Consider the following 26002-nt stretch of genomic DNA (forward strand, 5'->3'; position numbering starts at 1 on the left):
GATGGCGAGCGTGTCGGTCTCGCATCTGATCATCTTCATCGCCTCGATGATGATCGCCGCCAGCGTCGCCGGCGTGTTCACCAATACCGTCGGACAGTTGAGTAGTGCCGTCTCCGAACAGGGGTTAGACGTCAGCAGCGACGTCCGGACCGACATCGAGATCATCTCGGATAGCGGTTCCGACGCGGTCTACAACAGCGACGGCAACCAGAACATCACGCTCCACGTCAAAAACACCGGTTCGGAGGGATTAGCGGCTGATCCGGGCGAACTCGACGTGTTCGTCGACGGGGAGTTCGCGACCGTCTACACGGTGACTCTGCTGCCGGACGGCGGGCTCTCCTGGAACCAAGGGGACGTGGTCCGCCTGGAGATCTCGACCGCGGCACTGGCCAACTGGCAGGCCAGCGGTGACCACCGCGTCAAGGTCATAGTCAACGGCGACGAGGAGGTGTTCGAGTTCCGCTCATGAGTCTCGCAAGCAACGATCTGTTCTCGCTCGGACTGGACGATCACGACCGACTGAACAAGGAACTGGGCGGTGGCATCCCGCCCGGGAGTATCATCCTCGTCGAGGGTGACTACGGGGCCGGGAAATCGGCGATGAGCCAGCGGTTCGCCTACGGCCTCTGCGAGGAAGGGATCGACGTGACCTACCTCTCGACGGAGCTGACCGTCGGGAGCTTCCTCGATCAGATGCACTCGCTGTCCTACGGGATGGTCGATCACATCTTAGACGAGAACATCCTCTTCCTCCACGCCGATATCGGGGAATCGAACGCCCTGACCGGCAACAACCAGGAGGAAGAGGACCGCAAGGAGCTGCTCAAGCGACTGATGGAGGCCGACGTGATGTGGAACAGCGACGTCATCATCATCGACACGTTCGACGCCATCCTCCGGAACGACCCCAAGTTCGAGGCGCTGGTCCGGCAGAACGAGGAACGCCAGGCCGCTCTGGAGGTCATCTCCTACTTCCGGGACGTGATCTCCCAGGGCAAGTGTGTGATGTTGACCGTCGACCCCTCGACGCTGGACGAGGAAGCGATCGGCCCGTTCCGGGCCATCGCCGACGTGTTCATCGAGCTGGAGATGATCGAGGTCGGCAACGACGTGCGCCGACAGATCAACGTCCTCCGGTTCGCGGGGATGGGCGAACAGGTCGGTGACACCATCGGGTTCTCGGTACGGTCGGGAACCGGCATCGTCATCGAATCCAGGAGTGTTGCATAATGACAGACCACGGACGAGCCAAACCATCCGACGAACTGCGACAGATGGCCGCGCGACGACCACACCTGCGTGACCACCTGAAGAAGTTCAAACAGATCACCGGGGAGTTCCCTATGCTCATCGACGAGGCCGACGGCGACTACGAGTCCGACCGGCCGAACGTCCTCTATCCCGTCGGTGGCCCCATCTTCTGTCACGTGTACGGTGACGTGGGTCAGGACAAGAAATACTACGCCATCGAACCGGAACTCGACGAGGAGGAACAGGTCGTCTTCGGGAAGGTCCGCAACCGCCTGCTGGAGAAAAGCGTCAACAAGCCTGCCCCCGAGAGCGAGGCCCAGTACGACGACCGGATCGAGGAACTGCTCCAGGAGACGACGACGGTCAAAAACGAGGACGGGAACGACGGGGTGCTCACGCGGCTGTCGAACCTCACGAGCGTCGGCAGCGTCGAGGTCACCCAGTCGACCTACGAGAACATCCTCTACCGGCTCAACCGCGACATCGTCGGCCTCGGACCGCTCGAACCGGTGATGCGCGACCCGGCCAACGAGGATATCCACGTCATCGGCCGCAGCGAGTGTCACGTCGACCACGGCGTCTACGGCATGCTGGAGACGACCGTCGAGTGGGAGTCAGAGGAGGCCTTCGACCAGTGGCTCAGAAACATGGGCGAGCGGATGGGCGATCCCGTCTCCGACTCCGACCCGATCGTCGACTCGACGCTGCCCGACGGCTCGCGTCTGAACCTCATCTACTCCGACGACGTCTCGCTGAAAGGCCCCTCGCTGACCATCCGCCAGGGCGACGAGGTGCCCCTGTCGATCTTCCAGATCACGAAGTGGATGACCCTCTCGCCGGAACTGGCGGCGTATCTCTGGCTCTGTCTGGAGAACGAACAGACCGTCTTCGTGGTCGGGGAGACCGCGTCCGGGAAGACGACGACGCTGAACGCCATCACCTCGTTCATCCCCGACGACGCCAAGATCTACACCGCGGAGGACACCGCCGAGGTGCTCCCGCCACACAACACCTGGCAGCAACTGCTCACCCGTGAGGGTGAAGACGAGGGGACCAGCATCGACATGTTCGACCTGGTCGCGGCCGCCCTCCGTTCGCGCCCCGACTACATCATCGTTGGCGAGGTCCGTGGCGAGGAGGGGCGGATGGCCTTCCAGGCCGCCCAGACCGGTCACCCAGTCATGCTGACCTTCCACGCCAGCGACATCGTCTCGATGATCCAGCGCTTTACCGGCGAACCCATCAACGTCCCCGAGACGTTCATGGACGTGGCCGACGTGGCGCTGTTCCAGAACCGCGTCAAGCAGGGCGACGACGTCCTCCGCCGTGTCACCTCCGTCCAGGAGATCGAGGGGTACTCAAAGGAGATGGACGGTGTCGTCACCCGGCAGGTGTTCAACTGGGACCCCGTCGAGGACGAGATCGTCTTCCAGGGGATGAACAACTCCTTCGTACTGGAAGAGCAGATCGCGACGCTGCTCGGGTACGAGGACACGCGTGACATCTACGACGACCTGGAGTTCCGGGCCGACATCATCAGGCGTGCGATCCAGGAGGGGATCACCGGCTACCACGAGGTCAACGACTTCATCAGTGACTTCCAGCGCGACGGCATCGAGGGGATTCCCTTCAACATGACCCGACCCGACTGACATGGCCCAGAGCGAAGCCGAGGGATTAGACCTCACGATCACCGAATTCGTCCAGGGATTGGCGGAGTCCTACCGCCAGATGGAGATCCCCCTGGAACGGTATCTCACCTACATCCTCGTCCCGTCGATCGTGTTCTTTCTCATCACGATCGGTGCGGGACTCCTGTTGCCGGTCCCGCTTACCATCCGCGCGCCGATCCCGCTGCTTGGCCTTCTCGTGCTCGCGTCGGCGGTGTTTTACCCGAAGATACTGCTGAGCCAGCGGAAAAGCGAACTCAACAACCGGTTTCACCTGATGGTCACGCACATGACCGTGCTGGCGACGACGAAGATCGACCGGATGGAGGTGTTTCGCACCCTGGCCGAGGAAGACGAGTACGGCGAACTCGCCATGGAGATGCACCGCATCGTCCAGTTGGTCGACACCTGGAACCAGAGCCTCGACGACGCCTGTCGGCGCCGGGCCAAGGAAGTGCCAAGCGACGCCGTCGCCGATTTCCTGGATCGGTTGGCCTACACGCTCGGGGCCGGCCAGTCCCTGGAGGACTACCTCCTCTCCGAGCAGGGACAGATCATCCAGCACTACACCACCGTCTACCGGAGTTCGCTGGACAGCCTGGAGGTCATGAAAGACCTCTACCTGTCGATGATCCTCTCGATGACGTTCGCGCTGGTGTTCGCGGTCGTTCTGCCCGTGTTGACCGGAACGAACCCGACGATGACCGTCAGCGCCGTCATCGTGATGTTCGTGTTCGTCCAGTCGGGCTTCTTCCTGGCGATCCGGTCGATGGCACCCTACGACCCGGTGTGGTTCCACCCAGTCGAATACCCCTCGCCGATCAAAGCGAAACTCGACCGGTCGATGTACGTCGGCGTCGGGCTATCGATGCTGTTGCTCTGTCTCTCGTTGGGCGGGATGACCGGTCTCTCGCCGGTCGGACTCAACGACCTCCTCTTCATGTTCCCACAGGTCCCGCTGCCGTTCTACGCGGCCGTCCCGATCACGCCGATGATCATTCCCGGGATCGTCTTCCGGCAGGAAGAGCAGAAGATCAAGGCCCGCGACCAGGAGTTCCCCAGTTTCATCCGGGCGCTCGGAGCCACCGAGGGAGCCAAGCAGTCGACGACCGGGCAGGTGTTGCGGACGCTGCGCAAGAAGGACTTCGGCCCGCTGACCCAGAACATCAACGACCTCTACAAGCGGCTGAACATGCGCATCGAGCCGACGGCGGCCTGGCGGTACTTCACCGCCGACTGTCGCTCGTATCTCATCCAGACGTTCTCGGAGATGTACCTCATCGGTCGTGAGATGGGTGGCTCGCCCAAACAGCTCGGTGAGCTCATCGCCGAGAACATGAACGAAGTGCTCCAGTTGCGCCAGAAGCGAAAGCAGGCCGCGACGACGCTGATCGGGCTACTGTACGGGATCACGGCGGCCTCGACGTTCGCCTTCTTCATCGGCTTACAGGTCGTCAACATCCTGGCACAGATGTCGCTGGATCTCAACGCCGGGAGCCGGCTGGACGTCAACTCGCTCATCAACACCAGCGTCTACAACATCCCGCTGATCGAGTTCCTACTGGTCATCATCATCATGTTCTCGGCGATGCTGTCCAGTCTGATGATCCGGACCGTCGACGGCGGCCACAAGGCGAACACCTTCATGCACTTCGTCATCCTCAGCTGGATCGGCGCCATCACGGGGACGTTCACGAAGTGGCTGGTGACCCAGTTCCTCCAGATCTGAGCCGTCGCCGGCGGGTCACCTCTCGAACCCGTCTTCCCACCGGAACAGCCCGTCACGCTGGACGACCGCACCGTCGACTTCCAGTCGGGACCCATCGCCCATGGTCGTGATGAGATCCTCGTGGACCGCGCTGTCGTTGCCGGCCACACCGTCGGGGAGACAGGCGTCGTAGGCCCGCCCCAGCGCCAGATGGACGGTCCCTCCCATCTTCTCGTCGAAGAGGATGTTGTCGGTGACGCGGTCGACGCCGCGGTTCATGCCGATCCCCAGTTCGCCGAGTCTGCGGGCCCCCTCGTCCGTCGAGAGCACCTCCTCGATCACGGCCGCCCCCTGTTCGGCGTCCCAGTCGACGACGACGCCGTCCTCGAAGGTCAGTTCGACGTCCCGGACGCGCCTGCCCTGGACGGTCATGGGGACGTCAAAGGTGACGACGCCCTCGGTGGCCTCGGGTGCGGTGAACACCTCACCGGAGGGGAGGTTATGCGAGTCGTAGGCGACGCTCGCCGCCGAATTGACCGCGATCCGGTCGGCGATGGACATGGTGAGGTCGGTTCCGTCGGCGACCAGTTGGACCTCGCTGCCGTCGTCGAGGATCTCTTTGAGGCGGGCCTGTTCCTCGGCCAGAGCTTCCCAGTCACGAAGGGTCGCGTCGTAGACGAAGTCCTCGTAGGCTTCGTAGGCCATGCCGGCCTGCTGGGCCATGGCCCGCGTGGGGTGCTGGGTCGATACCCAGTCGGTGTCCAGTCGGGCCTCTCGGATGCCCGCGCGGGCCTTGGCGTAGGCCTGCCGTCGGTCCCCGGGAACGTCTGCGCTGCCGGCGGTGTTGTTCGACCCCGACAGCGACAGGACGCTGTCGGCCCGTTCGTACAGTGCCAGCGCGTACTCCGGGTCGGTCGTGAACTCGCCGTCGGAGGCCCGCAGATACGCGCGAGTGATCTCGTCGCTGTCGTAGACCGAGAGCAGGTTCGCGCCGCACTCACCCAGTCGTTCGGCGACGGCGACTGCCAGATCGTGGGCACCCTCGTCGACCCGGACGACGACGTCGTCGCCGGGGTCGATGCGGGCGCTCCAGTCGACCAGAACCCGTGCGTGTTCACGGATGCGTTCGTCCATGCCAACGTCCACGCGCCCTGCCGTGGAAAACGTACCGTCCCGGCAGTCGGTTCCACCCGAAACCGGGGCGTCCACGCCCGGTTCGTCGGGGGTCCGAGCCGGCCGCTCACGATTCGGTCTCCAACAACCCTTCGACGCGGCGTTCGAACTCCGATTCGTCGATCTCACCCCGGGCGTATCGCTCACGAAGCGTCGCGACCGGGGTCGACTCAGTCGGTTGCGTCTCGGCGGATCGGTCGCCGGCCGCCGACCGCGTTCGCAACACGCCCAGCGTCAGCGGGAGTACCCCGCCGTACCCGATCGGGAAAGCGATCCACGCCCAGGAGACCCCGAGCGCGAGGCTGCCGAGTCCGACCAGTAGAATCAGCAGGGAGATGGTGCCAGTGACCAGACCGCCGGTCGCGATGTCGTCGTTCGTCTCCATACGACGGGGTACTGGCTGGAGCAACATAAAACTGAGTGAGTACTCACTAATCGGGTCGACAAAAACCACCACAGTTTCGCGGCCCCTGTCTGACCCCGATCCAGTCCTAACGGTCGGATATGAGTACGGCCGTCCCGACCCGAGTCCGTCCGGTCCTGGACGTCTTCGAGTCGACGAACCGTCCGCTGACTATCTCGCGGCTGGCGCTGGTGGCGGTGGCACTCGCTTTCGGTGCCCTGCGGCTGGCCGGCGTCTCGCTGTCGCTGCCGACACAGGCCGGGATCTATCTGTTCGGGATGGTCGCGTTGAATCTCCCCCACGGGGGCTACGAACACTTCGCGAACCTCCGGCGCCGTCGACTCACCTTCCGGTGGCACTATCTCGGGCTGTATCTCGCGCTCGTCGCCGCGTTCGCCGGCCTGTTCGTCCTCGCCCCGGTCGCGGGGCTCGCGCTGGCGATCGGCGTCGCGGTCGCGAAAGGGGGTCACGGCGGGCTCCGGGTGCTCGATGCGACGACCGGGACCGATCACCTCGACACACGGTTCCAGCGGGCGCTCGCCGTCGCTGTCCGGGGCGGTGCGGTGATGGCGGTACCGCTGTTTTGCTGGCCCGGCGTCTTCGAGGCCTTCAGCCACTACATGGTCGCGATCTTCGATCCCGGTGCGCTGGCCGACTACGCCGCCTACTTCGGGACGACTCGCTGGCTCGTCGGCGGCGGGTGGGCACTGGTGGCGATGACACACGTCGGACTCGGCTACGTCCGCGGTGGCGGACGGTCCTGGGTAGCCGACGCGGGCGAGACGGTCCTGTTGGGCGCGTACTTCGCCGTCGTACCGGTCGTCGTCGCCGTCGGGCTCTACTTCCCGCTGTGGTACTCGACACGGCAGGTGGGCCGCGACATCGCGGTCGACGACCGACGCGGGACCGGCGGCCCGGACTTGCTGGAGTTCGAGGAGCCACAGCGGATCGCGCTGGTCACCTGGGGACTGCTGCTGGCCGGGGCCGTCCTGACTTTCGCCATCGCGGGCCTGCTGTACCGGTTCGCGCCGAACCCGCTGGGGACGGCCTCGCCGCTGGTGGGTGGGGTCGCCTTCTGGAGCGTCTTCGTCTCGATCATCGCCCTGCCACACGTCGTCGTCGGCGCCTGGTTCGACCGCGAGCAGGGGATCTGGTTCGTCCCCTGATCACGGTCGGAACCGGAACCCCTACCTGCCCGCTCGTAGACCTGCCGGTATGGAACTTGGCGTCATCGGACTCGGACGGATGGGCCGGATCGTCGTCGACCGTGTCCTCGACGACGGTCACGACGTGGTCGTCTTCGATATCGACGAGGAAGCAGTCGCGGACGCCGCCGACGCCGGGGCACGCCCGGCCGACAGTATCGCCGACCTCGCGGACAGCCTCGGCGAGGAGAAACGCATCTGGCTGATGGTGCCGGCCGGCGACCCGGTCGACGCCGCACTCGACGAACTCGACGGCGTGGTCGACGACGCGGACGTGATCGTCGACGGCGGCAACTCCTACTTCGAGGACTCGGTTCGCCGTGCGGAGTCGACCGACGCCGCGTACCTGGACTGTGGAACCTCCGGTGGCCCCGCAGGGGCCGAACTGGGCTTTTCGCTGATGGTCGGCGGCCCCGAGTGGGCCTACGAGGAACTCACGCCGGTCTTCGACGCCGTCGCCACCGGCCCCGACGGCCACGACCGGATGGGACCGGCCGGCTCCGGTCACTACGTCAAGATGGTCCACAACGGCGTCGAGTACGCGCTGATGCAGACCTACGGCGAAGGGTTCGAACTGCTCGCGAACGGTCGCTACGACCTCGACCTGGAGGCCGTCGCGCGCACCTGGAACAACGGCGCCGTCATCCGCTCGTGGCTCCTGGAACTGTGTGAGGAAGCGTTCCGCGAGGAGGGGAACGATCTGGGCGACGTCGCCGACCGTGTCGAGGGTGGCTCGACAGGCACCTGGACCGTCCAGGAAGCCCTCGAACAGGAGATCCCGGTCCCGTTGCTCTACCAGGCGCTGGCCGAGCGGTTCGGCTCGCGGGCCGACGACGGCCGGTTCTCGCGGCGGCTGGCGAGTCGGCTCCGGTACGGCTTCGGTCGCCACGACGTGCCGCGGCGGTAGTACTCCCAGCGCCGTGATGACCGCGATCCGCGGGTGGACTCCGGTCGTCGGTCCCCCCGCGGCACCCCGGACGTGGTAGAACCGCCCGTCATTCTGCGGTGTCGGTACGGGCACTGAAACAACAGCTAATTAAATCAGTACTCCATAGGCGCGCACATGGTTGAACTCGTAGGTATCGGCGCGGGGGCCGCTCTCACCCTCATCGTAGTGGCCCTTCACTACGCGAAAGGGACTGGGTGGGAGGCCCCGGAGGACATCTCCCAAGAGGTCCTCGAACAGCGCGCTGCCACAGTTCCGGAGACGGACTTCCCCGAACCGTACAACCGGTCGATCGGCGGCGGCGGTGCCGCAGCGATCCCCGCCGGCGAGGCCGGCGAACTCGGTGAAGGCGAGGAAGAAGAGGAAGACGCCGGTTTCGACCCGGACGACATCGCCGACGACGAGGTCGAGTACTACGAAATCGAGTTCGAGAAGGAGGGCGAGACCATCGAGGTCGCCAACAACGAGACCATCCTCGACGCCGGCGAAGAGGAGGGCTGGGACCTCCCCTACGCCTGCCGGCAGGGCCAGTGTATCTCCTGTTCCGGTCAGATCCAGGACGGCCCCGCCGAGGAGTACATCCGGCACAGTCAGAACGACTCGCTGATGGACGACGACATGGACGAGGGTTACTGCCTGACCTGTGTCGCCTACCCCACCGCGGAGTTCAGCATCGAGACCGGCGAGTCCCCCTGACTACCGACGTTCACAACCGTTAAGACGAGCTATCCAGTACGGCGTATCGAGGGCGGCTAGTTCAGCGGACAGAACGCCTGGTTCCGGACCAGATGGTCGGGGGTTCAAATCCCTCGCCGCCCGTTGCTTGTCGCGAACAATTCGTGAGCGGCAGCAACGGGACCGAGGGATTTGAACTCTGGAAGTCGCAGCGCCGAGCGGAGCGAGGCGACCGCCTTCCTCCAGTTCAAATCCCTCGCCGCCCGTACAGCGAACCCGAGTTTTACGAGCGGTGAGCGAACCGACAGCGATGATTTGAACCCGAGGAGCCGCAGCGCCGAGCGAGGCGACCGTCCCCCATGCTCCGCGTTCTGGGGAAACAGCCATGAGAAACAACAGTGAGACGAAAGCCTCGGCAAGCGGATCAATCGAGAACGCGTCGGTAAACGATGAACCCGCCCACGACACTCACGAGCGCCATCAGGAACACGGCCGCCAACTCGCCATCGGGGATGGGAGCCAGTTGGATGAACTGTGCAGTCGTCAGCATGCCGCCGACGCCGATCAGCACGATGCCCAACAGAAGCACGCCGACCGCGAGCCAGCGGAGTCTACGTGGCATCCTGGGTCACACTAGACGGTTCTGGCGAACGGTAATGGTTTTTCCCCCGAGTGCCAACTTAGATCGGACGGCCGGTCACTGGAGGTCCGCCCGGGTAGCCTGTGCGAGGCTCCGTAGCAGGCGAGGGACCTCCCTGGCGTCGCTCGTCGGGCGTCGAATCGAGAGAAGCGCCACCGCCAGGGCTCGAACCTGGGACAACCTGGGTAACAACCAGGTGCTCTACCAACTGAGCTACGGCGGCTTGCTGCATCCGTGATTTGCTGGAGTTGGTAATTAGGACTTTCGCTTCCGGCGCGCATCGACACGCTTTCACGCACTCTGTGAGTACCGCGGGACATGAGCGACGAGTTCGACGCCGTCGTCGAGCGGGTCCGCGAGCGGGTCTCGCCCGACGACGACGAGCGCACCCGCCTCCAGCGGGTCGCCAGCGAAGTCCGGCGACGGGCAGCCGATGCCGTCGCGGACCTCCCGGTGACGGCCGAGATCGTCCAGGTCGGTTCGACCGCCCGCGGGACCTGGACCGCTGGGGACAGAGATATCGACGTCTTCGTCTGTTTCCCGCCGGAACTGGACCGCGAGACGCTGGAGGCGTACGGCCTGGAGGTCGGTCACGCAGTGGTGCCCGAGGGTCGCGAGGAGTACGCCGAACATCCCTACGTCGTCGGCGAGGTCGACGGATACGCCGTCGATCTGGTCCCCTGTTACGACGTGACCGACGCGACCGCGATCCAGTCGGCCGTCGACCGCACACCCTTCCACACCCGGTATCTGGAGAGCCGACTCGACGACCGTCTGGCCGGCGAAGTCCGGGTCACAAAGCAGTTCCTGAAAGGCATCGGCGTCTACGGGAGCGACCTCCGGACGCGTGGCTTCTCGGGGTACCTGACGGAGCTCTTGATCGTCGAGTACGGTGGCTTCCGGACGTTCGTGGAAGCGGCAGCCGACTGGCAGCCGCCGGTCGAGTTCGACCCCGAGGACCACGCCGAGGCGGCGTTCGACGACCCGCTCGTGGTCGTCGACCCGACCGATCCCGAACGCAACGTCGCGGCGGTCTGCTCGGCGCGGAACGTCGCGCGGCTTCAGCACTACGCTCGGGACCTGCTCGGGGACCCACGCGAGTCGCTGTTCACCGCCAGCGAACCCGAGCCCTACGATATCGACGACGTTCGGACAGCCATCGAGCGCCGCGGGACGACGCCGGTCGCCCTCCGGTTCGAGACGCCCGACGTCGTCGCGGACCAACTCTGGCCACAACTGGAGAAGTCCCTGACCGGACTGACGGAAGAACTGGAACGGCGGGGATTCGACGTGTTCCGGTCGGCGGCCTTTGCCGACGACCGGTCGGTGCTACTCGTTGAACTGGCCGTTGCCGAGCGGCCGGCAGTCGAGCGCCACGAGGGGCCGCCGGTCCACGTCCGCCAGCACGCAGCGGGGTTCTACGAGTCCTACGCCGACGCCGACGTTGCCGGCCCGTTCGTCGACGGCGACCGATACGTCGTCGAACGTGAGCGGGAGTTTACGACTGCCGCCGACTTCCTCGACAGCGACGCCGTCTTCGACGTGCGCTTGGGTCCACATATCGAGTCGGCACTCGACGACGGCTACGACTGTCTTGTCGGCCAAGAACTCACGACGCTCGTCCCGGCCTTCGGCGTCGACCTGGCTCGTTACTTCGATCCGAAGCCCTGAGCGGCCAGTTCGTCCAGGACAGCGCGGGCGTCCTCGTCGACCTCGCCGTCTGGGGTGACGGGTTCGTACCCGTCGAACACCTCGTGGACGGTCGTGATCGAGTCCGCGAGCGTGTCCAGCCCGTAGCCGCCTTCCAGCACGAACCCGAGACCGGCACCGCAGTCGTCGGCCAAGGTCCGCATCCGCTGGGTCATCGCGCCGTACCCCTCCGTCGTGACCCGCATCCGCGAGATGGGGTCGTGTTCGTGGGCGTCGAAGCCGGCGCTGATGAGCAACAGATCGGGATCGTAGTCGGCGATCGCCGGCGCGATACAGTCGTCGATCGCCGCCAGGTAATCCGTCGTGTCGGCACCGGGTTCGTACTTGACGTTGAGGGTCGTCCCCTCGCCGTCACCGGCTCCGGTCTCCTCGATAGCACCGGTGCCGGGATAGAGCCCGTCCTCGTGGATCGAAGCGTAGAAGACGTCCCCACGGTCGTAAAAGATGTCCTGGGTACCGTTGCCGTGATGGACGTCCCAGTCGAAGATCGCGACCCGGTCGGCCTCGCGTTCCAGGGCGGCCTGTGCGGCGACGGCGGCGTTGTTGATGAAGCAGAACCCCATCGCGTCGTCTTCGACCGCGTGGTGGCCCGGTGGCCGACCGAGCCCGAAGGGGGTGTCACGGCCGTCGAGCCCACCGAGTGCGGCCTCGGCGGCCCACACCGCGGTGCCGGCCGACGCCAGCGCCGCGCTCCAGGTCGCCTCGACGGCGACAGTGTCGGCGTCCCAGTTTCCCCCACCGTCGTCACAGAAGACCCGGAACTCGTCGATGTAATCGCTGTCGTGGACGCTCCTGACGAGGTCCGTGTCCGCGTCGTTGGCAGCGACGTACTCGACGCCGTGGCGGTCCTTGAGCGCACGGCGTACCGCCCGGAGTCGGTCGGGACTCTCGGGATGGCGCGGGCCGGTGTCGTGGTCGAGACAGACCTCGCGGTAGCCGAAGTTCATTCAGAGTCAGTAGTACTGCGCGAGTTCGAAGTACGCCTCGATGTCCTCGCCTTTGATCGTCCGTCGGCCGGCGTGTCGGGCGAGCGTCGCGGCGGCGGTCGCCGTGTCGTCGGCGAACGCCTCCAGAAGCTCGGCCAACGCGACGCGTGCGTCCATCGACACCCGGTAATCGTCGTCGATATCGAGCCGAGCGATACGGTCGACCGGTGCCACTGGTAGTTCGAGCGCGTCCTTGTCGGGGATCTGATCGACGCCGAAGTCCTCGGGCATCAACGTTTTTCGCCCGTCCGTGGTCGCCTCGGTGGCCGCATCGACCGCAAGCGACGACCCACGTGTCTGGATCCTGCGCGCCAGTTCCTCGGCCGCCTCGGCGCTCACTCGCAGCCCGTCCGCGTTTCGCCGGATAACGGCGTCGACCGGCGCGAACGGTAGCTCGACACTCATACCCACATTCGGGAGTGTTGCGGTCTTAAGGGTTTCCGTAGCGGCGTTGGTCGGCGCAGAGCCGTCGAGTGGAGACCGGGCTATCAGGTGGCGTGAACGGGCTGTCAGAACACGTCGTCGGCGTCGATGCGGTCCTCGTCGGTCGAGTGTCCCCGGACGGTGACTTCCTGGCCGAGTTGGACACGCTCGTCGGTCTCGACGGTCCGGGTCTCGGTCCCGTCGTCCAAGATGATCGGATTGCCGGTCTGGACGACCGTGCCGGTGAACTCGACCTGCTGGCCGGTGACCGAGCCACCGTCGGCCGACGCATCGGCCACGGACCCGGAATCGGCCTCGGCCTCGGTCCCCGACGCTGGGGTGTCTTTGCCCGCCTCGCCATCGGCGAACTGTCCCAGTCCCGCGTTCTCCTCGTCGCCACCCGCGGAGCTGGTCACGTCGACCGTGTCTTCGAGGACGACGACCGTCGACGCCCAGTTCGCGGAGGCTTCCTTGTCGTCTTTCCAGCCGTCCTGGATCTCGACATCGGCGGCGAGCACCTCGTCACCCGGCCCGATCTCCTTGTCGGCTTTCTCACCCCACAGTGCGATTCGGATATCGCCCGTACCGTCCTGGACGCGGATGTTCCGGACCTGTCCCTCACCGCCGTCGTCCCGATCGAAAGTCCGTTTCGGGTCCGCCGATCGGACGACGCCGGCGATGTCGACCGTCTCGCCGATCTGGACGGCGGTAATATCGTCGGCGTCGGGCTCGAACGCGACCGACTCGTCGATCTCGTCGACCGCACCACCGTCCCCGACGTGGAGTTCGAGCGAGCCCTCGCGCTCGCGGACGTAGCCGTCGACGACTTCGACGGCGGTCCCCGCGGAAAGCTCCTCGGCGCGGTCCGCGCGGTCGTCCCACAGCGTCACCCGGACCCGTCCGGTCTCGTCACCCAGCGTGAGGTTCGCGACGCGGCCCTCGCTGCCGTCGTCCCGGTCGAAGGTCCTGATCGAGTCCGTATCCAGCACCAGCCCGCGGAGCGTGACATCGCCCTGCCCGAGCGTCAGCGAGTCGATGGTCGACCCGCCGGCGGGGTCGACGTCGATGGTGGCTTCGTCGTCGGGTTCGGCCTTGTCGACCGAGACCTCCAGGCCGTTGTAGCCGTCCTTCGGTCGACCCTTGATCCGGAGGACCTCGCCGACCGTCAGTTGTCCCTCGTCGATCGAGACGGCCTGTTCGTCCCAGAAGGCCAGGCGGACGCTGTCGGTCTCGTCGGCGACGTCGACGTTGATCACGCGTCCGTCCTCGTCCTCACCGTCTCGTTCGAACGTGCGCAACTCGCCGACCGACATGACCTTCGCGAGGAACTTCACTTCCTCCATACCGGGTTCGATGTCGGCGACGGAGTTGACCTCGCCCTCGCTGAGTTCGTGAGCGATGAGCATCGCGGCCGTCTCCTCGTCGGCGAGCCCCCCCATCTGCTCGACCTTCTGCTCGACGGCCTCCCGGAACTTCTCCTCGGAAACGTCGGCCTCGACGTCCGCGTAGATCTCCTCTATCGCGCCCATCGTATCTATGGGAGGCAGGGATGGACCGCGCTTAAGCGTTGTCGTTGGCCGGCCATCGTACCGTTCTCTGTCGGTTCTGTCGCGTTCGAGCGCATCGTCGGGGTTGGTCCCGGCACCGCATATAAACGTCGGCGTCGGAAGCGGTCGGTGGGCAGGCTGTTACTGGCCGCTCGTACGCGTGACTTCCTGTGGTCCGTCGCCGTGGTCGTGGGTGACCACGACGGTGTCGGGGAGTCCGTGAGACAGCGAGACGACTGCCCGGTACTCGATCTCGGCGATGGCCTGGGTGCAGGCGACGTCCGTCTCGGCGGTTCTGTCTGCCGTCTCGACGGCGACGGTCAGCTCCCCCGAGCCCTGGTCGTAGGTCGCCCCCGAGAGTGCTGCCGTCCGGCAGCCGTTTCGGCCCCAGATGGTTCCGGTAACGCTGACGGTCGAGTCGTCGGTCGAGACCGTCGCCGTGTCCCGTTGCTGGCCATCGATCCGGCCCAGAACGGCGAAGTCGACGGTCTCGACGACGACCGAGCGGTCGGTCGTCGCTGTCGGCGTGTCGTCGGCCGGCCCACCGCCGAGACAGCCACCCAAAAGGGAGACACCCGCGGTTCCGAGACACCGGAGCATCGTGCGGCGATCCATATACTCTCAGAGCACGCACGAAATAAAGGCCCTTGTGTTCGCTGAAACTCGTGTTGCAGCGTCGTGTGTCCCCGTCTCGTGGGCCTAAGCGAACCGTCACCCTTTTGAGTACCACCACCGTCCTCTCATACGAGTCCGGGTAGGGTAGTGGACTATCCTCTTGGCTTGCGGAGCCAGGGACCGGAGTTCAAATCTCCGTCCGGACGTTCATTGCGTTCACGACCGGCCGTGCTCCACGCTCGCGTGGAACTCCGGCCGGACGTTTCTGTCGACATCACACCACGAGCGACAGCGAGCGGTCCGTGAGGTCGGTGTCGACCGATCGAACGCCACGGTGTATCGCTGCTAACGGAGCTTTTTATTCCGGCATAAATATATAGGTATTATACCCACAGTAGTCGTAGCACCCGAAAGAGCATGAAACGACGTGACGCGCTGACGGCTGTTTCGGCCGGTATCGCGGCGGCGAGTGGCTGCCTGGGGGGCGGAACCGCGTGCAATCCCGGCGCGGACGAGATCGCCAGTCTCCCGAGCGACTTCGGAACACCACAGGACGGTGGCTGGCGGATCGGTGAGACGAGCTATGCCGTCCGGGGAACCGTCGTGAAACATCTGGGACTGGGCGTCCTCGTCAGCGACGGGAGCGGCCAGAAGCTGGAGTTGATCGCCCGCTATGCCGACGAGCAGATCAATCAGGACGTGATCGAGATCGGTGATTGTGTCGAAGCGGAGGCCCCCCTGGCGCTCAACTCGTCGGCCCGGAACCGGATGCCCGTGATGGCCGTCACAGCCGACTCCTTCTCGAAGATCGGCGAGACGGACGGCGACGTTCAGGAGGTTCCGGACGCTCCCTACGTCAACGGCGAACCGGTCTCGTACAACTCGTACGACGAGTCGAATCCGGTAGCCGAAGGGACAGTCGGCGTGCGATACGAGGGGAGTGACGAGCGTGCGCCGACAGCGCGGAACCTCTTCGTATTGCACGGCGAGCGAGCGGACCCCTGGCACGAACTCGCCGACGAGGTGTCGGCCGACCAGTCCGTTCCGGACGGCTCGTTGGCGACGTTTCCGCGGCCGGCCGACAACGAAGCGGGGCTCCTCTGGAAGGCGCCGGACCGAACCTGGGCTCGACAGTTCGGCGGCGTCGGATTCGCCGAGCGGCGCTGACGCTGTCGGCCGTGAGAGGACTGCCGACGTTCGAGCAGATACATGACAGGCGGAGAGAGCCGGAGCCTTTTGCCCGATGGCCGCCAAAGGCCGCTATGCGTCCCCACCTCCGTGCCGGCATCGCCGTCTACAACGCCGGCCGGTACCACGCCGCCCACGACGCCTGGGAGGACCGGTGGCTGGCGCTCCCGGCGGGCGAGGACGAACGATACCTCCACGGACTCATCCAGTTCACCGCCGTCGTCCACCACGGTCGAACCGAGAACTGGTCGGGCGCGGGTGGCCTCGCCGAGAGCGCCGGCGAGTACTTGGCTGAACTACCGGCCGTCTACCGAGGCGTCGATCTGGAACCGGTCCGTCGGTTCCTCGCCCGTGTGGCCGCCGACCCGGAAGCCGTCGACTGGGCCGAGCCACCGCGACTGACTCACGAAGGCGCCGTCATCGGGTACGACGACCTCGACTTCGAGGCGACGGCGATCGCCGCGACGGTGCTTGCAGCGGCCGACGGCTACGACGAGGGACTCCTCGAACAGGCCGTCGAGTACGCACGGGACGAACTCGACGATCGAGAAGACGGCCGGTTCGTCGGACTGGTGTTCTCGTTCGTTCGCGAGCGCGAGCAGCGGCCGGTGGTCTTCCAGCGGCTTGGTGATCACGTCCGACGGGAGCGACAGAAAGACGACGACGTGGCGGGGCTGTTCGACTGATCAGAGATCGGGTTCGACGACCCGCTCGCCATCCTCGAAATGTGCGGAGTTGTCCCGTGGCTCGTACCCGAGGACCTCTTTCGCGCGCTCGATGGAGTAGTACTTGCGGTCGTTGTCGGAGATGCCGTAGACGATCTCGTAGTCGTAGTCGGCCCGCAGCGCACAGTCGTGGATGTGCGCACAGTCACGGTAGGAGAGCCACATCGCCTGGCCGCGCTCGTAATCGATCGGCGGATGGCCACGCGTGAGGTTGCCGATCCGGATGTTACAGACGTCGAGGCCGTACTCGTCGTGGTAGTACCGACCGAGCACTTCGCCGGTGGCCTTCGAGACGCCGTAGAGGTTCCCCGGGCGGGGGAGTTCCGTCCCGTCGAGCAGGAAGTCGTCCTCCGGACGGTACATCTCCGGGGTGCGGCGGTCGGTCTCGAACGCGCCGACGGCGTGGTTCGAGGACGCGAAGACGAACCGTTCGACCCCTTCGGCGACGGCTGCCTCGTACATCTTCTGGGTCCCGTCGATGTTGTTGGTCAGTACCGACGGCCACGGGGCCTCGGGGCGGGGGTCGCCGGCGAGGTGGATGGCCGCACCGACACCGTCCATCGCCGTTTTTACGTCCGCTTCGTCGTCGACATCGCCGACAAGGTACTCGTGGTCTGGCTCCTCAGCCGGGGGGTTGTGAAACAGCAGTCGCCAGTCGTAGGCGTCCCCGATCCCTTCGAGGATCGCCTCCCCTACTGCCCCGCCGGCGCCGGTGAGCAGAACCGTCTCGTCCATGTTATCAGTGGAATAGGTACCACACAATAGGTAGCTTGCGGTTCGGTTATGTGCCGGGCGAATGAAGGGTCAGCCATGGACCCGACGCCGCCACAGGTCGCGTGTTTCGAAGCCGGGATCAAGTTCGGCTCGCTGTATCACCAGTTCGCGGGGACGCCGGTCAGTCCCGACAGCGCCGGTTCGCTGGCCCGGGCGATGGAGGAAGCCATCGAGAACCAGCCCTACTGTGAGTCGGTCACGGTCTCGGTCCGAACCGAAGCGCTACAGGCGGCGATCGAGGACGCCGACGCCGAGTACACCGAACTGACCGGCCGCTTCCTGGAGGTCGAGATGGTGATCGAATACGACGGCGTCACCGTCGAGACGAGCATGTCGATGGACGGCGACTACCCGCTGATGGAAGTCGACGATCTCAGGGACTGAGACAGTTCCAAACGTTTACTGTCCGTGCTGTCACAACAGCGAACGTTATGACCCTCCACGCGGTTGACGACATCGACGAGGCGATCGACGCCACCAAGTCGTTCCTGTTTCCCTTCGAGTTACGACAGTGGCTCCGGATGGCACTCGTCGTCTTCTTCATCGGTGGTGGCAGTGGTACCGGTGGTGTCCAGAACGTCGGCCAACTCAGCAACGTCGGCGGGGACGGGACCGGGAGCCCATCGGCCGGTGAGTTCTCGCTGACGGCACCACTGGAGTCGCTGCCGGCGGTTCCGAACCCGGCGTTCCAGGTCGGCGCACCGGTGCCCGCGGAGCCGAGTTCACTCGCGAACGAGATCGGTTCGGCAGTGGTGATCGCGGCGGTCGTCGGATTCCTCGTGGTCGCGCTCCTGTTCGCGTATCTCGGGGCCGTCATGGAGTTTTCCTTCACCCAGTCGCTGATCAGCCAGGAGATCCACGTCCGCCAGTATCTGGGCCGTCACAAGGGCAACGGCCTGTGGCTGTTCGGCTTCCGGTTCGTCCTGGGGTTGGTGTTTCTGACGCTGGTGGTCGCGGCCCTCGCCGCGGTGTTCGTCGTCGCCGGCGGGAACCTCCAGAACCCGAGTGCGTCGGTGCTCATCGGCTCGCTCGGTATCGTCGCCGTCTCGCTGATCGGACTCGTCGTGGTCTACGGACTGATCAACGGCTTTACGAACGTCTTCGTCGTCCCGATGATGATCCAGCGCGGCGACGGGCTCGTGGCCGGTTGGAGACAGCTCGGCGGATCGCTCCGGGCCGAACCGAAACAGTACCTCGCGTACGTCTTCTTCTCGGTCGTGCTGGGGATCGGCGTGAGTATCGTCGGGACCATCGCCGCTCTCGTCGCCGCGCTGATCGTCGCGATCCCGTTCGGCATCGTGGGACTGATCGTCGGATTCGGGCTGTCGACCGTCAGCCAGACCGCCGGGTTCGCCGGCGGTGCCATCGTCTTCCTTCTCTATCTGCTCGTGATGCTCGTCGTCGCGAACATGATCAAAGCACCGCTGCAGACGTTCCTGCGGTACTACGCGATGCTCGTACTGGGTGACATCGACGACGCGCTCGATCCGATCCCCGAGGTCCGCCGGGAACTCCGCAGCGAGGAGAGCGTCTGAGAGCGCCCTCGATCGGTACTAGTTTCGGTTTCGTCAGTAGTGGTCCGACCCCGTCGTGCGGTTACACTTTCACTTTCAGGCGGGCTTTTAATCCCCCGCCGGTCGAACGGATCGGTATGGGACAGACAAGTCTGGACGACGACGACCTGTTCGGCGAGGCGGCAGACGAGATGCGCTCGGATGTGGAAGCGTCACTTGCGGACGCCCGCGCGGCGCTCCCCGACGCCGATGCGATCTGGGAGGTCGAAGCGGACAACACGCTCGGTGTCCTCAACGCGTTGAAGACGGCCCTGGACGTCGGTGACGCCGAGGACCACCTCCGTGACGCCAAGAAGTGGTACACGATGGGCGAACGCGCCGACGCCTTCGAGGACGCCGACGACCTCGCGGCGGCCATCGAAGACGTCGAAGCCCTCATCGAGGACGTGGAGGACGCCCGCGAGCAGGTCGGCGACCTCACGGCGACGATCCCACAGCTCCGTGGGACTCTCGAAGAGTTCGAGGCCGACGAGGACGGTCCCGAGGCCGACGCGGACAGCGACGCCGGAGAGGCCGAAGCCTAAGTACCGATACGCTTTCGCAGCGCCGCCGGCGCCTCGTTTGCGCCGTTCAGGAGCATCTCGACCGGAATCCACTAGGCATCCCGTTTTCGCTGAGCTCGCCGGTGTCGTCGGCCGGATCGACGACTCGGCCAAGCCGTCAGACTGGCCAGCACAGCGAGTCAGCCACTGACCGCCGTCCCTACACGATCGAGTCCGGCCGGGTCGCGAAGTAGTCGAAGACCATCCCGAGACCGACGCCGTAGACGACGTGGGCAAGCAGCGTCAGGACAGCGTAGAGTCCCAGTGCGATCCCGCTCTGTCCGGTGTAGAACGCCAGGACGAAGCCGGTCCACATCGCCCCGCCGAAGAACGTACCGCTGACAGCATCGGAGGACTGGCCGGGGAGATACGCCTTCAACGAGGCAAACAGTAGCGGCCACGGGAACATCCCCCCGCCCAGGAAGATGATGAATCCGACCAGCACCTCGGGGACGTAGCCGGACAGACCGACCAGCTCGGTCAGGATAGCGAAGTCGGAGATACTGAACACTCCCAGCGACTGCGCGATGAGGAAGACGACACTCATCATGGCAGTCCCGACCAGCCCGCCAGCGGCGCCGACGACGCCGTCGGCGACGATCCCGGCGAGGCTATCGAACTCCTCTGCGTCGGTCACCGATTCCTCGGCCATCGGGTCCTCGATGCTCGGTGTGGTATCTCCCATGGTATGGAATAACGTACCAGCGAATAAAAAGGTTCCCGCACATATACAGTGAACGGCCCAATTATGTAACTTAGCTGTCCATAATACCTATTACACGGTGTGAAATATCATCAACGAAATGGAGGGATATGTGCTACCACGCATCGTGGTTGGGAGTCCGTTACACGGTGGGAGCGTCAGGGCGCCCAGCGACGTGTTCAACAGCATCTTCGAGGTGTTCCTCGGCCTGGGAACGCTGGTCGGTATCGTCGTGATCGCCTACACGATGTACCACGCGCTCAAGTACCGGGAGTCCGCGAGCGACGAGGACCCCTACGCCGAGAAGGTCGAACGGCCCTCGATGGGGGAGTTGCCGACGGGCGGGTCGGGCGGCCGGAAAGTGTTCTACTCCTTCGGCATCAGCGCGATCATCGTCGTCTCGCTGATCGCCTGGACCTACACGACGTTGCTGTACGTCGAGACCGCGCCGGAGGGCGACAACATCGACGCCATGGAGATCGACGTCGAGGGATACCGGTTCGGCTGGACGTTCCGGTACCCCAACGGGCACGAGTCCGCGACGCTGCGAGTCCCGAAGGACCGGGTGGTCAAGTTGAACGTCACCTCGCGGGACGTGTTCCACAACTTCGGCATCCCGGAGTTACGGGTCAAGACCGACGCCGTCCCCGGCCAGACGACCACGGCGTGGTTCACCGCGCCAGAGACCGGGACCTACGAGGCCAAGTGTTACGAACTCTGTGGGAGCGGCCACTCCGTCATGACCGCCCCCGTTCACGTGATGCCCGGTGACGAGTACGACGCCTGGTACGCGAACACGTCTGCAGCCAACGAGACGACCAGTATTGAGGCGGGCCAGTCCGCGAGCGTGGCCCCGGTCGCACCCGCAGGGGCGGCGTCCGCAACTGTGATTCCACCCCAGGAGGTGCCGGCATGAGCCACGACCACGAACACGGCCTCCCGCCGAAATCCTCCGTCAGTCGGTGGTTCCTGACGACCAACCACAAGGACATCGGTATCCTCTATCTCATCACCGCGCTCTTCTTCCTCGTCTTCGGGGGCATGCTGGCGCTTCTCTTTCGCCTGGAACTGATCAGCCCCGGTGCCGATCTGTTGGGTCAGATCGGATACAACCAGGCGGTCTCGACACACGGCCTGTTGATGGTGTTCTGGTTCATCTCTCCCTTCGCCTTCGGCTTCGCCAACTACATCGTCCCGCTCCAGATCGGGGCCGACGACCTCGCGTTCCCCCGGCTGAACGCGCTGTCGTACTGGCTCTATCTCTTCTCGGGAATCCTGATGGGCGTCTCCTTCTTCCAGGGGACGACCTTCGCCGGCGGGTGGACGATGTACGCGCCCTTGAACACGCCCGCGTACATCCCCGGCGAGGGCCTGGGGGCCACGTCGGTCGTGCTGGCGCTGATCATGTTCACGGCCGCGGTGACGCTGGGATCGGTGAACTTCCTGACGACGATGTACCGGATGCGCGCCGAGGGCCTGCGGATGCGGGACATCCCCATCTTCTCGCTGACGATCAACCTCACCGTCTGGATGATGCTCTTCGCCTTCGCCGCGTTGCTCGCGGCGCTGATGATCCTCGCCTCCGATCACATCATCGGGACGACCTACTTCCAGTTCGCCAACGACGGCTCGACGATGGCGACCAGCGCCGAGAACCCCGGTGCCTCGCTGTTGTGGGCACACCTGTTCTGGTTCTTCGGCCATCCGGAGGTGTACATCGTCTTCTTCCCGGCACTGGGCGTGATGGCCGAGTGTTTCCAGACCTTTACCGGCCGCCGGCTGGTGGGGCGCAAGTGGTTCATCATCTCGATGGTGCTGGTGGCGATCCAGAGTTTCGTTGTCTGGATGCACCACATGTTCCTGACCGGGATCAACCTCCCCATCAAGACCGTCTTCATGGCGACGACCATCGGTATCTCCTTACCCTTTGACCTGATGGTCTTCTCGCTGATCTACACGATGGCGAAGGGGCGGGTCAGGTTCAAGACGCCGTTCCTGTTCTCGCTGGGCGCGCTGATCCTCTTTATCGTCGGCGGCATCACCGGCGTCTTCCTCGGCGCGATCGTGTTGGACTATCAGTTCCGGGGGACCTACTGGGTCGTCGCGCACTTCCACTACGTGATGGTCGCGGGCGCGACGGCACTCTTCGGCGGGCTCTACTACTGGTACCCGAAGATCACCGGGAAGATGTACGACGAGTTCCTCGGGAAACTCCACTTCGCGGTGTACTTCGTTGGGTTCAATCTGCTGTACTTCCCGATGTTCGTCGCCTGGGAGACCCCCCGGCGCGTCTTCGAGTACTCCCAGGACCTCCAGATCTGGCACTCGATGGCTACCGTCGGCGGGTTCATCCTCGGCGCGAGTTTCCTCATCATGTTCTACAACCTGTTCGTCTCGCTGTGGCGGGGGGCCGACGCCGACGACAACCCCTGGGAGTACGCCACCTCCGCCGAGTGGGCGGTCTCCTCGCCGCCGCCCCTGGAGAACTTCCCGGGGCTGCCCAGTTACGCCGACGGCTCGCTCTCCTTCCTCTCGGACGAGGAAGTCGCGGAGCGCACCGGATCGGTCGCCGCCGACGGCGGGACAGCAACCGACGGCGGGACGGCCACGCCCGTGACCGCGACGGGGGCGACCGTGTTAGGGACCACCCAGGAGACTGCCGGCGAGGACCACGCGAGCCACGCGAGTTTCTGGCCGTTCCTGATCAGCCTGGGCGGGTTCGTCATGTTCCTCGGACTCTCCGGCGTCCGGACCGGCAGCGTCGTCTACCTCGGGATGGCGGTCGCCGGCGGCCTGGCGACCTTTGGCTCGCTGTTCGGGATGACCCGCGAACCGTTCCACGCCCCCGAGATGGCCATCGCCGAGCGCTGGCCCTTCGAAGGCGTCGAGAAGGTGAAACTCGGGATGTGGACGTTCCTCGCGAGTGATATCGTCCTCTTTGGCGCGTTCATCGGTTCGTATGCCTTCGTCCGAGTCGCCTACGGCTGGACGGACTGGCACCACGACCTGATCCCGGCCGCACACGTCACGATGCCGGGGCTGATCAACACCTACCTGTTGCTCACGTCGAGTTTCCTCGTCGTCATCGCGATGGTCGCCGCAGAGCGGGAGAACCGTCGCGGTACCGTCGCCGCGCTGGTCGGGACCTTCGCGCTCGGTGTCGGGTTCCTCATCAACAAGGGGATCGAGTGGCAGCACCTATTCCACATCCACAGCGAGGCGTTCCCCAACGGCTGGACCCTCTCGACGAACATCGGGTCCTCGACGTTCTACCTGACGACGGGGCTCCACGGCGCTCACGTCATCATCGGCCTGATAATCTGTGCGTACATGGCTGTCAGGGCCTGGAACGGGGCCTACCAGGGCGACGACAAGCCCATCGAGTACTTCGGGTTGTACTGGCACTTCGTGGACATCGTCTGGCTGTTCCTGTTCCCGCTGTTTTACATCCTCTAGAACAATGGACTGGAAAGGATACACCCTGATATACGTCGTACTGTTCGTCTTCGCGACTGCCCAGGCCGTCGTCGAGTTCACCGGCCTCGTCGACAGCGCCTACTGGCTGGCCTTCGCGGTCATCATGGTGCTGTCGGTCGTCAAGGCCGTCGGCGTCGCCGCCTACTACCAGCATCTGCGCTGGGAGCCACGTGCGGTGACGTACCTGGTCCTCGGCGGCACGACCGCCGCGCTGGCACTGACCGCCGCGGCGGCCTACTCGATCGTCTGACCGGGAGCGGTTCGACCGGCCGGACCCCGCCCTACCTCGTGAGCGAGAACGGACCGGCAGGCATCGGGGCCGAGTAGTGGTGCGCCGCCCAGCAGGGCGCTCTCGCTCGGTGTCCAAGCGGCCGGAGAGCCGCGGGGCAACACCGGGCGACCCGTACCCGGACGGGAGTCGATCGTCGTCGGTCGTCACACGTGGGGAGGTTGCTCACCGAGTATCTCCGTGACGGCCTCGCGGAACAGCTCGATGTTCTCCTCCGAGTCGGGGGCGGTCGACGCTTTCGTCCCCGGAAGGTTCGTTTTCTTCGCGAGTTCCATCTTTCCCGAGAGTCCCTGTTCGTCTTCGACGATCGCGTAGTACTCCATGAGTTGCTCTCCCATCGGTCACACCTCCGCGTAGAGATCTTCTAGCGCCGCGATGTACGGTTCTGCGTCCGGACCCCACTCGTCGATCGGTTTGATAACCCACTCACAGACGTCGTCACCCATTCCGACACAGCGTGTCTCCAGTTCCAGAACCGGTTCGCCCATGAACCCGCTACACCACGCCGAGCCGTACCCCATGAGGCTCCAGCAGACAGGGTGGTCGCTCTCACCGTTGTGTATGACGTGTTGTTCCGCCTCGTATGAGTTGTGCCAGAGGCCGTTGAAATAGAAGTGGCCCTCGGCTCGATCGTACTCCATCTCGACCGGCTCGACCGCGACGATCCCCTCCTGGGTGTGTAACGCCGGACCGACCTCCAGAAGGTCGTCTGGGGTCTCGAAATCGTAGGCGGTTTTCATCTGGAGGAAATCGGCGAGTCCAGATTGAAAACCGAACCGCAGGAGCAGGTCACGCGCGGTATCGACACCGACGGCGTCGATGAGCTGTTGTCGCAACAGCCCGATCGCGTCGGCGTTGAACGTCACCATCCGGTTGTTTTTGAATGCGTTGACCCCGTCTCTGGTACCGTATTCGAGGTCCGCCTCCAGTTGAAAGTCTGATGCTTGCATCCGGAGGAAGGAAACGCCTGTCGGTAAAAATTACTACTGGCCCGAATATCAACAGCGAAAACAGACGGCACTGCCGTACTCCCACGTTGTCGGCCGCAGCGGAGATCACACCGGTGTGCTCGGTGTCGCAACCGGGGCGGCCACCCGGATCGCGGACCGTGCCGTCGGGTCTGTCTTACATCACCAGGCGGGCGACGATGGCGACCAGGAAGAGCACGCCAGCGACCGTCGCGGACTCGGCGACGGCCAGTGAACGAGGATGTCCCCGACCACTAGCAGCGACGTAGACCCCGTAGAGGAGATAGCCCACGACCAGGGCACCACCGCCGCCGGCGATGGCCGTTCCGACCATCGGCTGACTTCCACTGGGTGCGGAAATGTAGACGATCGGGACGACCAACACGGCGACGACGAGCGTGACGAAGCCGGCGAGTTGAACCGCCGGCTGACTCGCCAGTCGCCCGATCGGGCCACCGCTCTCGGCATCGACCGGCTCCGGCAACCCTGCGGCACCCTGTGCCGGCGGCGAGTAGTGGTACCACGTCCGCCCGTTCATCAGCCATGCCACCACCGCGACCGCGAGCACCGCCATCAACGCCGTACTCACGAGGTATGCGGTCGCCATGCTACGTTGTTACATGACAGGGCGTAATAACAGTTTACCCACTCGACCGATCCTGTTCGGAGAAACTGAGCCCATATGGAGCGAAACGCTCTGAGCCGGTTTCCGATTGTTTGTATCTAAAAGTGACCACCGTCAACGAAGCACAGTATATAACAGTTTGTTATATCGACGAGGACCAGCGCGTCATCAAGCGATGGTAA

At 64.8% G+C, this 26002-nt stretch carries 28 protein-coding genes and 3 tRNA genes; 18 read left to right on the forward strand and 13 right to left on the reverse strand.

Annotated features, from left to right (window positions below; translation table 11 throughout):
• The first annotated feature begins 1 nt into the window (after position 1).
• Genes arlG through flaJ form a run of 4 tightly spaced genes read left to right on the forward strand, consistent with a single transcriptional unit; the run spans position 2 to position 4653 of the window.
• A complete protein-coding gene (gene arlG, locus P0204_RS08785) occupies positions 2-472 on the forward strand; it encodes an archaellum stator protein ArlG (protein ID WP_276178291.1) in 471 nt (156 codons plus the stop codon).
• The gene (arlH, locus tag P0204_RS08790) at positions 469-1233 is read left to right on the forward strand and encodes an archaellum protein ArlH (protein WP_276178293.1); all 765 of its coding nucleotides are present in this window, start codon (positions 469-471) and stop codon (positions 1231-1233) included. The genes arlG and arlH overlap by 4 nt, the downstream gene beginning before the upstream one ends.
• Entirely contained in the window at positions 1233-2906 is a 1674-nt protein-coding gene (locus tag P0204_RS08795) for a type II/IV secretion system ATPase subunit (protein ID WP_276178295.1), read from the forward strand. The genes arlH and P0204_RS08795 overlap by 1 nt, the downstream gene beginning before the upstream one ends.
• 1 nt (position 2907) lies before the next feature.
• Positions 2908-4653 (forward strand): archaellar assembly protein FlaJ, encoded by a 1746-nt coding sequence (gene flaJ / locus P0204_RS08800; RefSeq protein WP_276178297.1) that lies wholly within the window; start codon positions 2908-2910, stop codon positions 4651-4653.
• 15 nt (positions 4654-4668) lie between these two features.
• Here the strand turns inward: flaJ and P0204_RS08805 are convergent, their stop codons facing one another.
• Positions 4669-5766: an aminopeptidase gene (locus tag P0204_RS08805; protein WP_276178299.1), complete on the reverse strand. Its 1098-nt coding sequence runs from the start codon at positions 5764-5766 to the stop codon at positions 4669-4671.
• Positions 5767-5872: 106 nt separating this feature from the next.
• Positions 5873-6190, reverse strand: coding sequence for an SHOCT domain-containing protein (locus tag P0204_RS08810; protein WP_276178301.1), 318 nt, complete (start codon positions 6188-6190; stop codon positions 5873-5875).
• A gap of 119 nt (positions 6191-6309) precedes the next feature.
• Here P0204_RS08810 and P0204_RS08815 point away from each other — a divergent pair, with 119 nt between their 5' ends.
• The 4 genes from P0204_RS08815 to P0204_RS08830 all read left to right on the forward strand — a co-directional run bounded on the left by P0204_RS08815 (position 6310) and on the right by P0204_RS08830 (position 9178).
• Positions 6310-7374 (forward strand): Brp/Blh family beta-carotene 15,15'-dioxygenase, encoded by a 1065-nt coding sequence (locus P0204_RS08815; RefSeq protein WP_276178303.1) that lies wholly within the window; start codon positions 6310-6312, stop codon positions 7372-7374.
• Positions 7375-7423: 49 nt separating this feature from the next.
• Positions 7424-8320: a phosphogluconate dehydrogenase (NAD(+)-dependent, decarboxylating) gene (gnd, locus tag P0204_RS08820; protein ID WP_276178305.1), complete on the forward strand. Its 897-nt coding sequence runs from the start codon at positions 7424-7426 to the stop codon at positions 8318-8320.
• Between the two features lie 156 nt (positions 8321-8476).
• The gene (locus P0204_RS08825; protein WP_276178307.1) at positions 8477-9055 is read left to right on the forward strand and encodes a 2Fe-2S iron-sulfur cluster-binding protein; all 579 of its coding nucleotides are present in this window, start codon (positions 8477-8479) and stop codon (positions 9053-9055) included.
• A 50-nt stretch (positions 9056-9105) separates the two neighbouring features.
• Positions 9106-9178 (forward strand) — tRNA-Arg (locus P0204_RS08830).
• 280 nt (positions 9179-9458) lie between these two features.
• On the opposite strand, the gene P0204_RS08835 is transcribed toward P0204_RS08830, so the two are convergent.
• Both P0204_RS08835 and P0204_RS08840 read right to left on the reverse strand, forming a co-directional pair.
• Positions 9459-9656: a hypothetical protein gene (locus P0204_RS08835; protein ID WP_276178309.1), complete on the reverse strand. Its 198-nt coding sequence runs from the start codon at positions 9654-9656 to the stop codon at positions 9459-9461.
• A 168-nt stretch (positions 9657-9824) separates the two neighbouring features.
• Positions 9825-9897, reverse strand: a tRNA-Asn gene (locus P0204_RS08840).
• Positions 9898-9992: 95 nt separating this feature from the next.
• On the opposite strand from P0204_RS08840, the gene cca reads away from it, so the two are divergent.
• Positions 9993-11345, forward strand: coding sequence for a CCA tRNA nucleotidyltransferase (cca, locus tag P0204_RS08845; RefSeq protein ID WP_276178311.1), 1353 nt, complete (start codon positions 9993-9995; stop codon positions 11343-11345).
• Here the strand turns inward: cca and P0204_RS08850 are convergent.
• The 4 genes from P0204_RS08850 to P0204_RS08865 form a co-directional block, all read right to left on the reverse strand.
• The gene (locus P0204_RS08850; protein WP_276178313.1) at positions 11324-12331 is read right to left on the reverse strand and encodes a histone deacetylase family protein; all 1008 of its coding nucleotides are present in this window, start codon (positions 12329-12331) and stop codon (positions 11324-11326) included. The two genes, cca and P0204_RS08850, sit on opposite strands and share 22 nt — an antisense overlap.
• Positions 12332-12337: 6 nt before the next feature.
• Complete coding sequence (locus P0204_RS08855; RefSeq protein ID WP_276178315.1) at positions 12338-12775, reverse strand: histone; 438 nt, start codon at positions 12773-12775, stop codon at positions 12338-12340.
• A 104-nt stretch (positions 12776-12879) separates the two neighbouring features.
• A complete protein-coding gene (locus P0204_RS08860; protein ID WP_276178317.1) occupies positions 12880-14322 on the reverse strand; it encodes a single-stranded DNA binding protein in 1443 nt (480 codons plus the stop codon).
• A gap of 159 nt (positions 14323-14481) precedes the next feature.
• Complete coding sequence (locus P0204_RS08865) at positions 14482-14955, reverse strand: hypothetical protein (RefSeq protein WP_276178319.1); 474 nt, start codon at positions 14953-14955, stop codon at positions 14482-14484.
• Between the two features lie 133 nt (positions 14956-15088).
• Between P0204_RS08865 and P0204_RS08870 the strand changes: the two genes are divergently transcribed.
• The 3 genes from P0204_RS08870 (at position 15089) to P0204_RS08880 (ending at position 16829) form a co-directional block, all read left to right on the forward strand.
• A tRNA-Arg gene (locus P0204_RS08870) sits at positions 15089-15161 on the forward strand.
• Positions 15162-15372: 211 nt separating this feature from the next.
• On the forward strand, positions 15373-16122 hold the full coding sequence (locus P0204_RS08875) for a hypothetical protein (RefSeq protein ID WP_276178321.1): 750 nt from the start codon (positions 15373-15375) through the stop codon (positions 16120-16122).
• 95 nt (positions 16123-16217) lie between these two features.
• Positions 16218-16829 (forward strand): DUF309 domain-containing protein, encoded by a 612-nt coding sequence (locus tag P0204_RS08880; protein WP_276178323.1) that lies wholly within the window; start codon positions 16218-16220, stop codon positions 16827-16829.
• Here the strand turns inward: P0204_RS08880 and azf are convergent, their stop codons facing one another.
• Positions 16830-17603, reverse strand: a complete 774-nt coding sequence (gene azf, locus P0204_RS08885) for an NAD-dependent glucose-6-phosphate dehydrogenase Azf (protein WP_276178325.1) — start codon at positions 17601-17603, stop codon at positions 16830-16832. It abuts the gene before it with no gap.
• Positions 17604-17678: 75 nt separating this feature from the next.
• Between azf and P0204_RS08890 the strand changes: the two genes are divergently transcribed.
• The 3 genes from P0204_RS08890 (at position 17679) to P0204_RS08900 (ending at position 19740) form a co-directional block, all read left to right on the forward strand.
• Positions 17679-18026: a dihydroneopterin aldolase family protein gene (locus P0204_RS08890; RefSeq protein ID WP_276178327.1), complete on the forward strand. Its 348-nt coding sequence runs from the start codon at positions 17679-17681 to the stop codon at positions 18024-18026.
• 47 nt (positions 18027-18073) lie between these two features.
• The gene (locus P0204_RS08895) at positions 18074-19177 is read left to right on the forward strand and encodes a DUF7544 domain-containing protein (protein ID WP_276178329.1); all 1104 of its coding nucleotides are present in this window, start codon (positions 18074-18076) and stop codon (positions 19175-19177) included.
• 116 nt (positions 19178-19293) lie between these two features.
• Positions 19294-19740 carry a DUF5790 family protein gene (locus tag P0204_RS08900; protein WP_276178331.1) on the forward strand — a complete coding sequence of 149 codons (447 nt, stop codon included), beginning with the start codon at positions 19294-19296 and terminating at the stop codon, positions 19738-19740.
• 178 nt (positions 19741-19918) lie between these two features.
• Here the strand turns inward: P0204_RS08900 and P0204_RS08905 are convergent, their stop codons facing one another.
• Complete coding sequence (locus P0204_RS08905) at positions 19919-20443, reverse strand: DUF6789 family protein (RefSeq protein ID WP_276178334.1); 525 nt, start codon at positions 20441-20443, stop codon at positions 19919-19921.
• 118 nt (positions 20444-20561) lie between these two features.
• Here P0204_RS08905 and coxB point away from each other — a divergent pair, with 118 nt between their 5' ends.
• Genes coxB through P0204_RS08920 form a run of 3 tightly spaced genes read left to right on the forward strand, consistent with a single transcriptional unit; the run spans position 20562 to position 24188 of the window.
• Positions 20562-21377 (forward strand): cytochrome c oxidase subunit II, encoded by an 816-nt coding sequence (gene coxB / locus P0204_RS08910; RefSeq protein WP_276178336.1) that lies wholly within the window; start codon positions 20562-20564, stop codon positions 21375-21377.
• The gene (locus tag P0204_RS08915) at positions 21374-23917 is read left to right on the forward strand and encodes a cbb3-type cytochrome c oxidase subunit I (protein ID WP_276178338.1); all 2544 of its coding nucleotides are present in this window, start codon (positions 21374-21376) and stop codon (positions 23915-23917) included. The genes coxB and P0204_RS08915 overlap by 4 nt, the downstream gene beginning before the upstream one ends.
• A gap of 4 nt (positions 23918-23921) precedes the next feature.
• Positions 23922-24188: a cytochrome C oxidase subunit IV family protein gene (locus P0204_RS08920; RefSeq protein ID WP_276178340.1), complete on the forward strand. Its 267-nt coding sequence runs from the start codon at positions 23922-23924 to the stop codon at positions 24186-24188.
• 185 nt (positions 24189-24373) lie between these two features.
• On the opposite strand, the gene P0204_RS08925 is transcribed toward P0204_RS08920, so the two are convergent.
• From P0204_RS08925 to P0204_RS08935, 3 genes are all read right to left on the reverse strand, one after another.
• Positions 24374-24565 carry a hypothetical protein gene (locus P0204_RS08925; protein WP_276178342.1) on the reverse strand — a complete coding sequence of 64 codons (192 nt, stop codon included), beginning with the start codon at positions 24563-24565 and terminating at the stop codon, positions 24374-24376.
• Positions 24566-24568: 3 nt separating this feature from the next.
• Positions 24569-25177 carry a XylR N-terminal domain-containing protein gene (locus tag P0204_RS08930; RefSeq protein ID WP_276178344.1) on the reverse strand — a complete coding sequence of 203 codons (609 nt, stop codon included), beginning with the start codon at positions 25175-25177 and terminating at the stop codon, positions 24569-24571.
• Between the two features lie 175 nt (positions 25178-25352).
• Positions 25353-25802: a hypothetical protein gene (locus P0204_RS08935; RefSeq protein ID WP_276178346.1), complete on the reverse strand. Its 450-nt coding sequence runs from the start codon at positions 25800-25802 to the stop codon at positions 25353-25355.
• Between the last annotated feature and the right edge of the window lie 200 nt (positions 25803-26002).

The sequence above is a fragment of the Haloarcula halophila genome (assembly GCF_029278565.1).
In the GTDB taxonomy this organism is placed as follows: domain Archaea; phylum Halobacteriota; class Halobacteria; order Halobacteriales; family Haloarculaceae; genus Haloarcula; species Haloarcula halophila.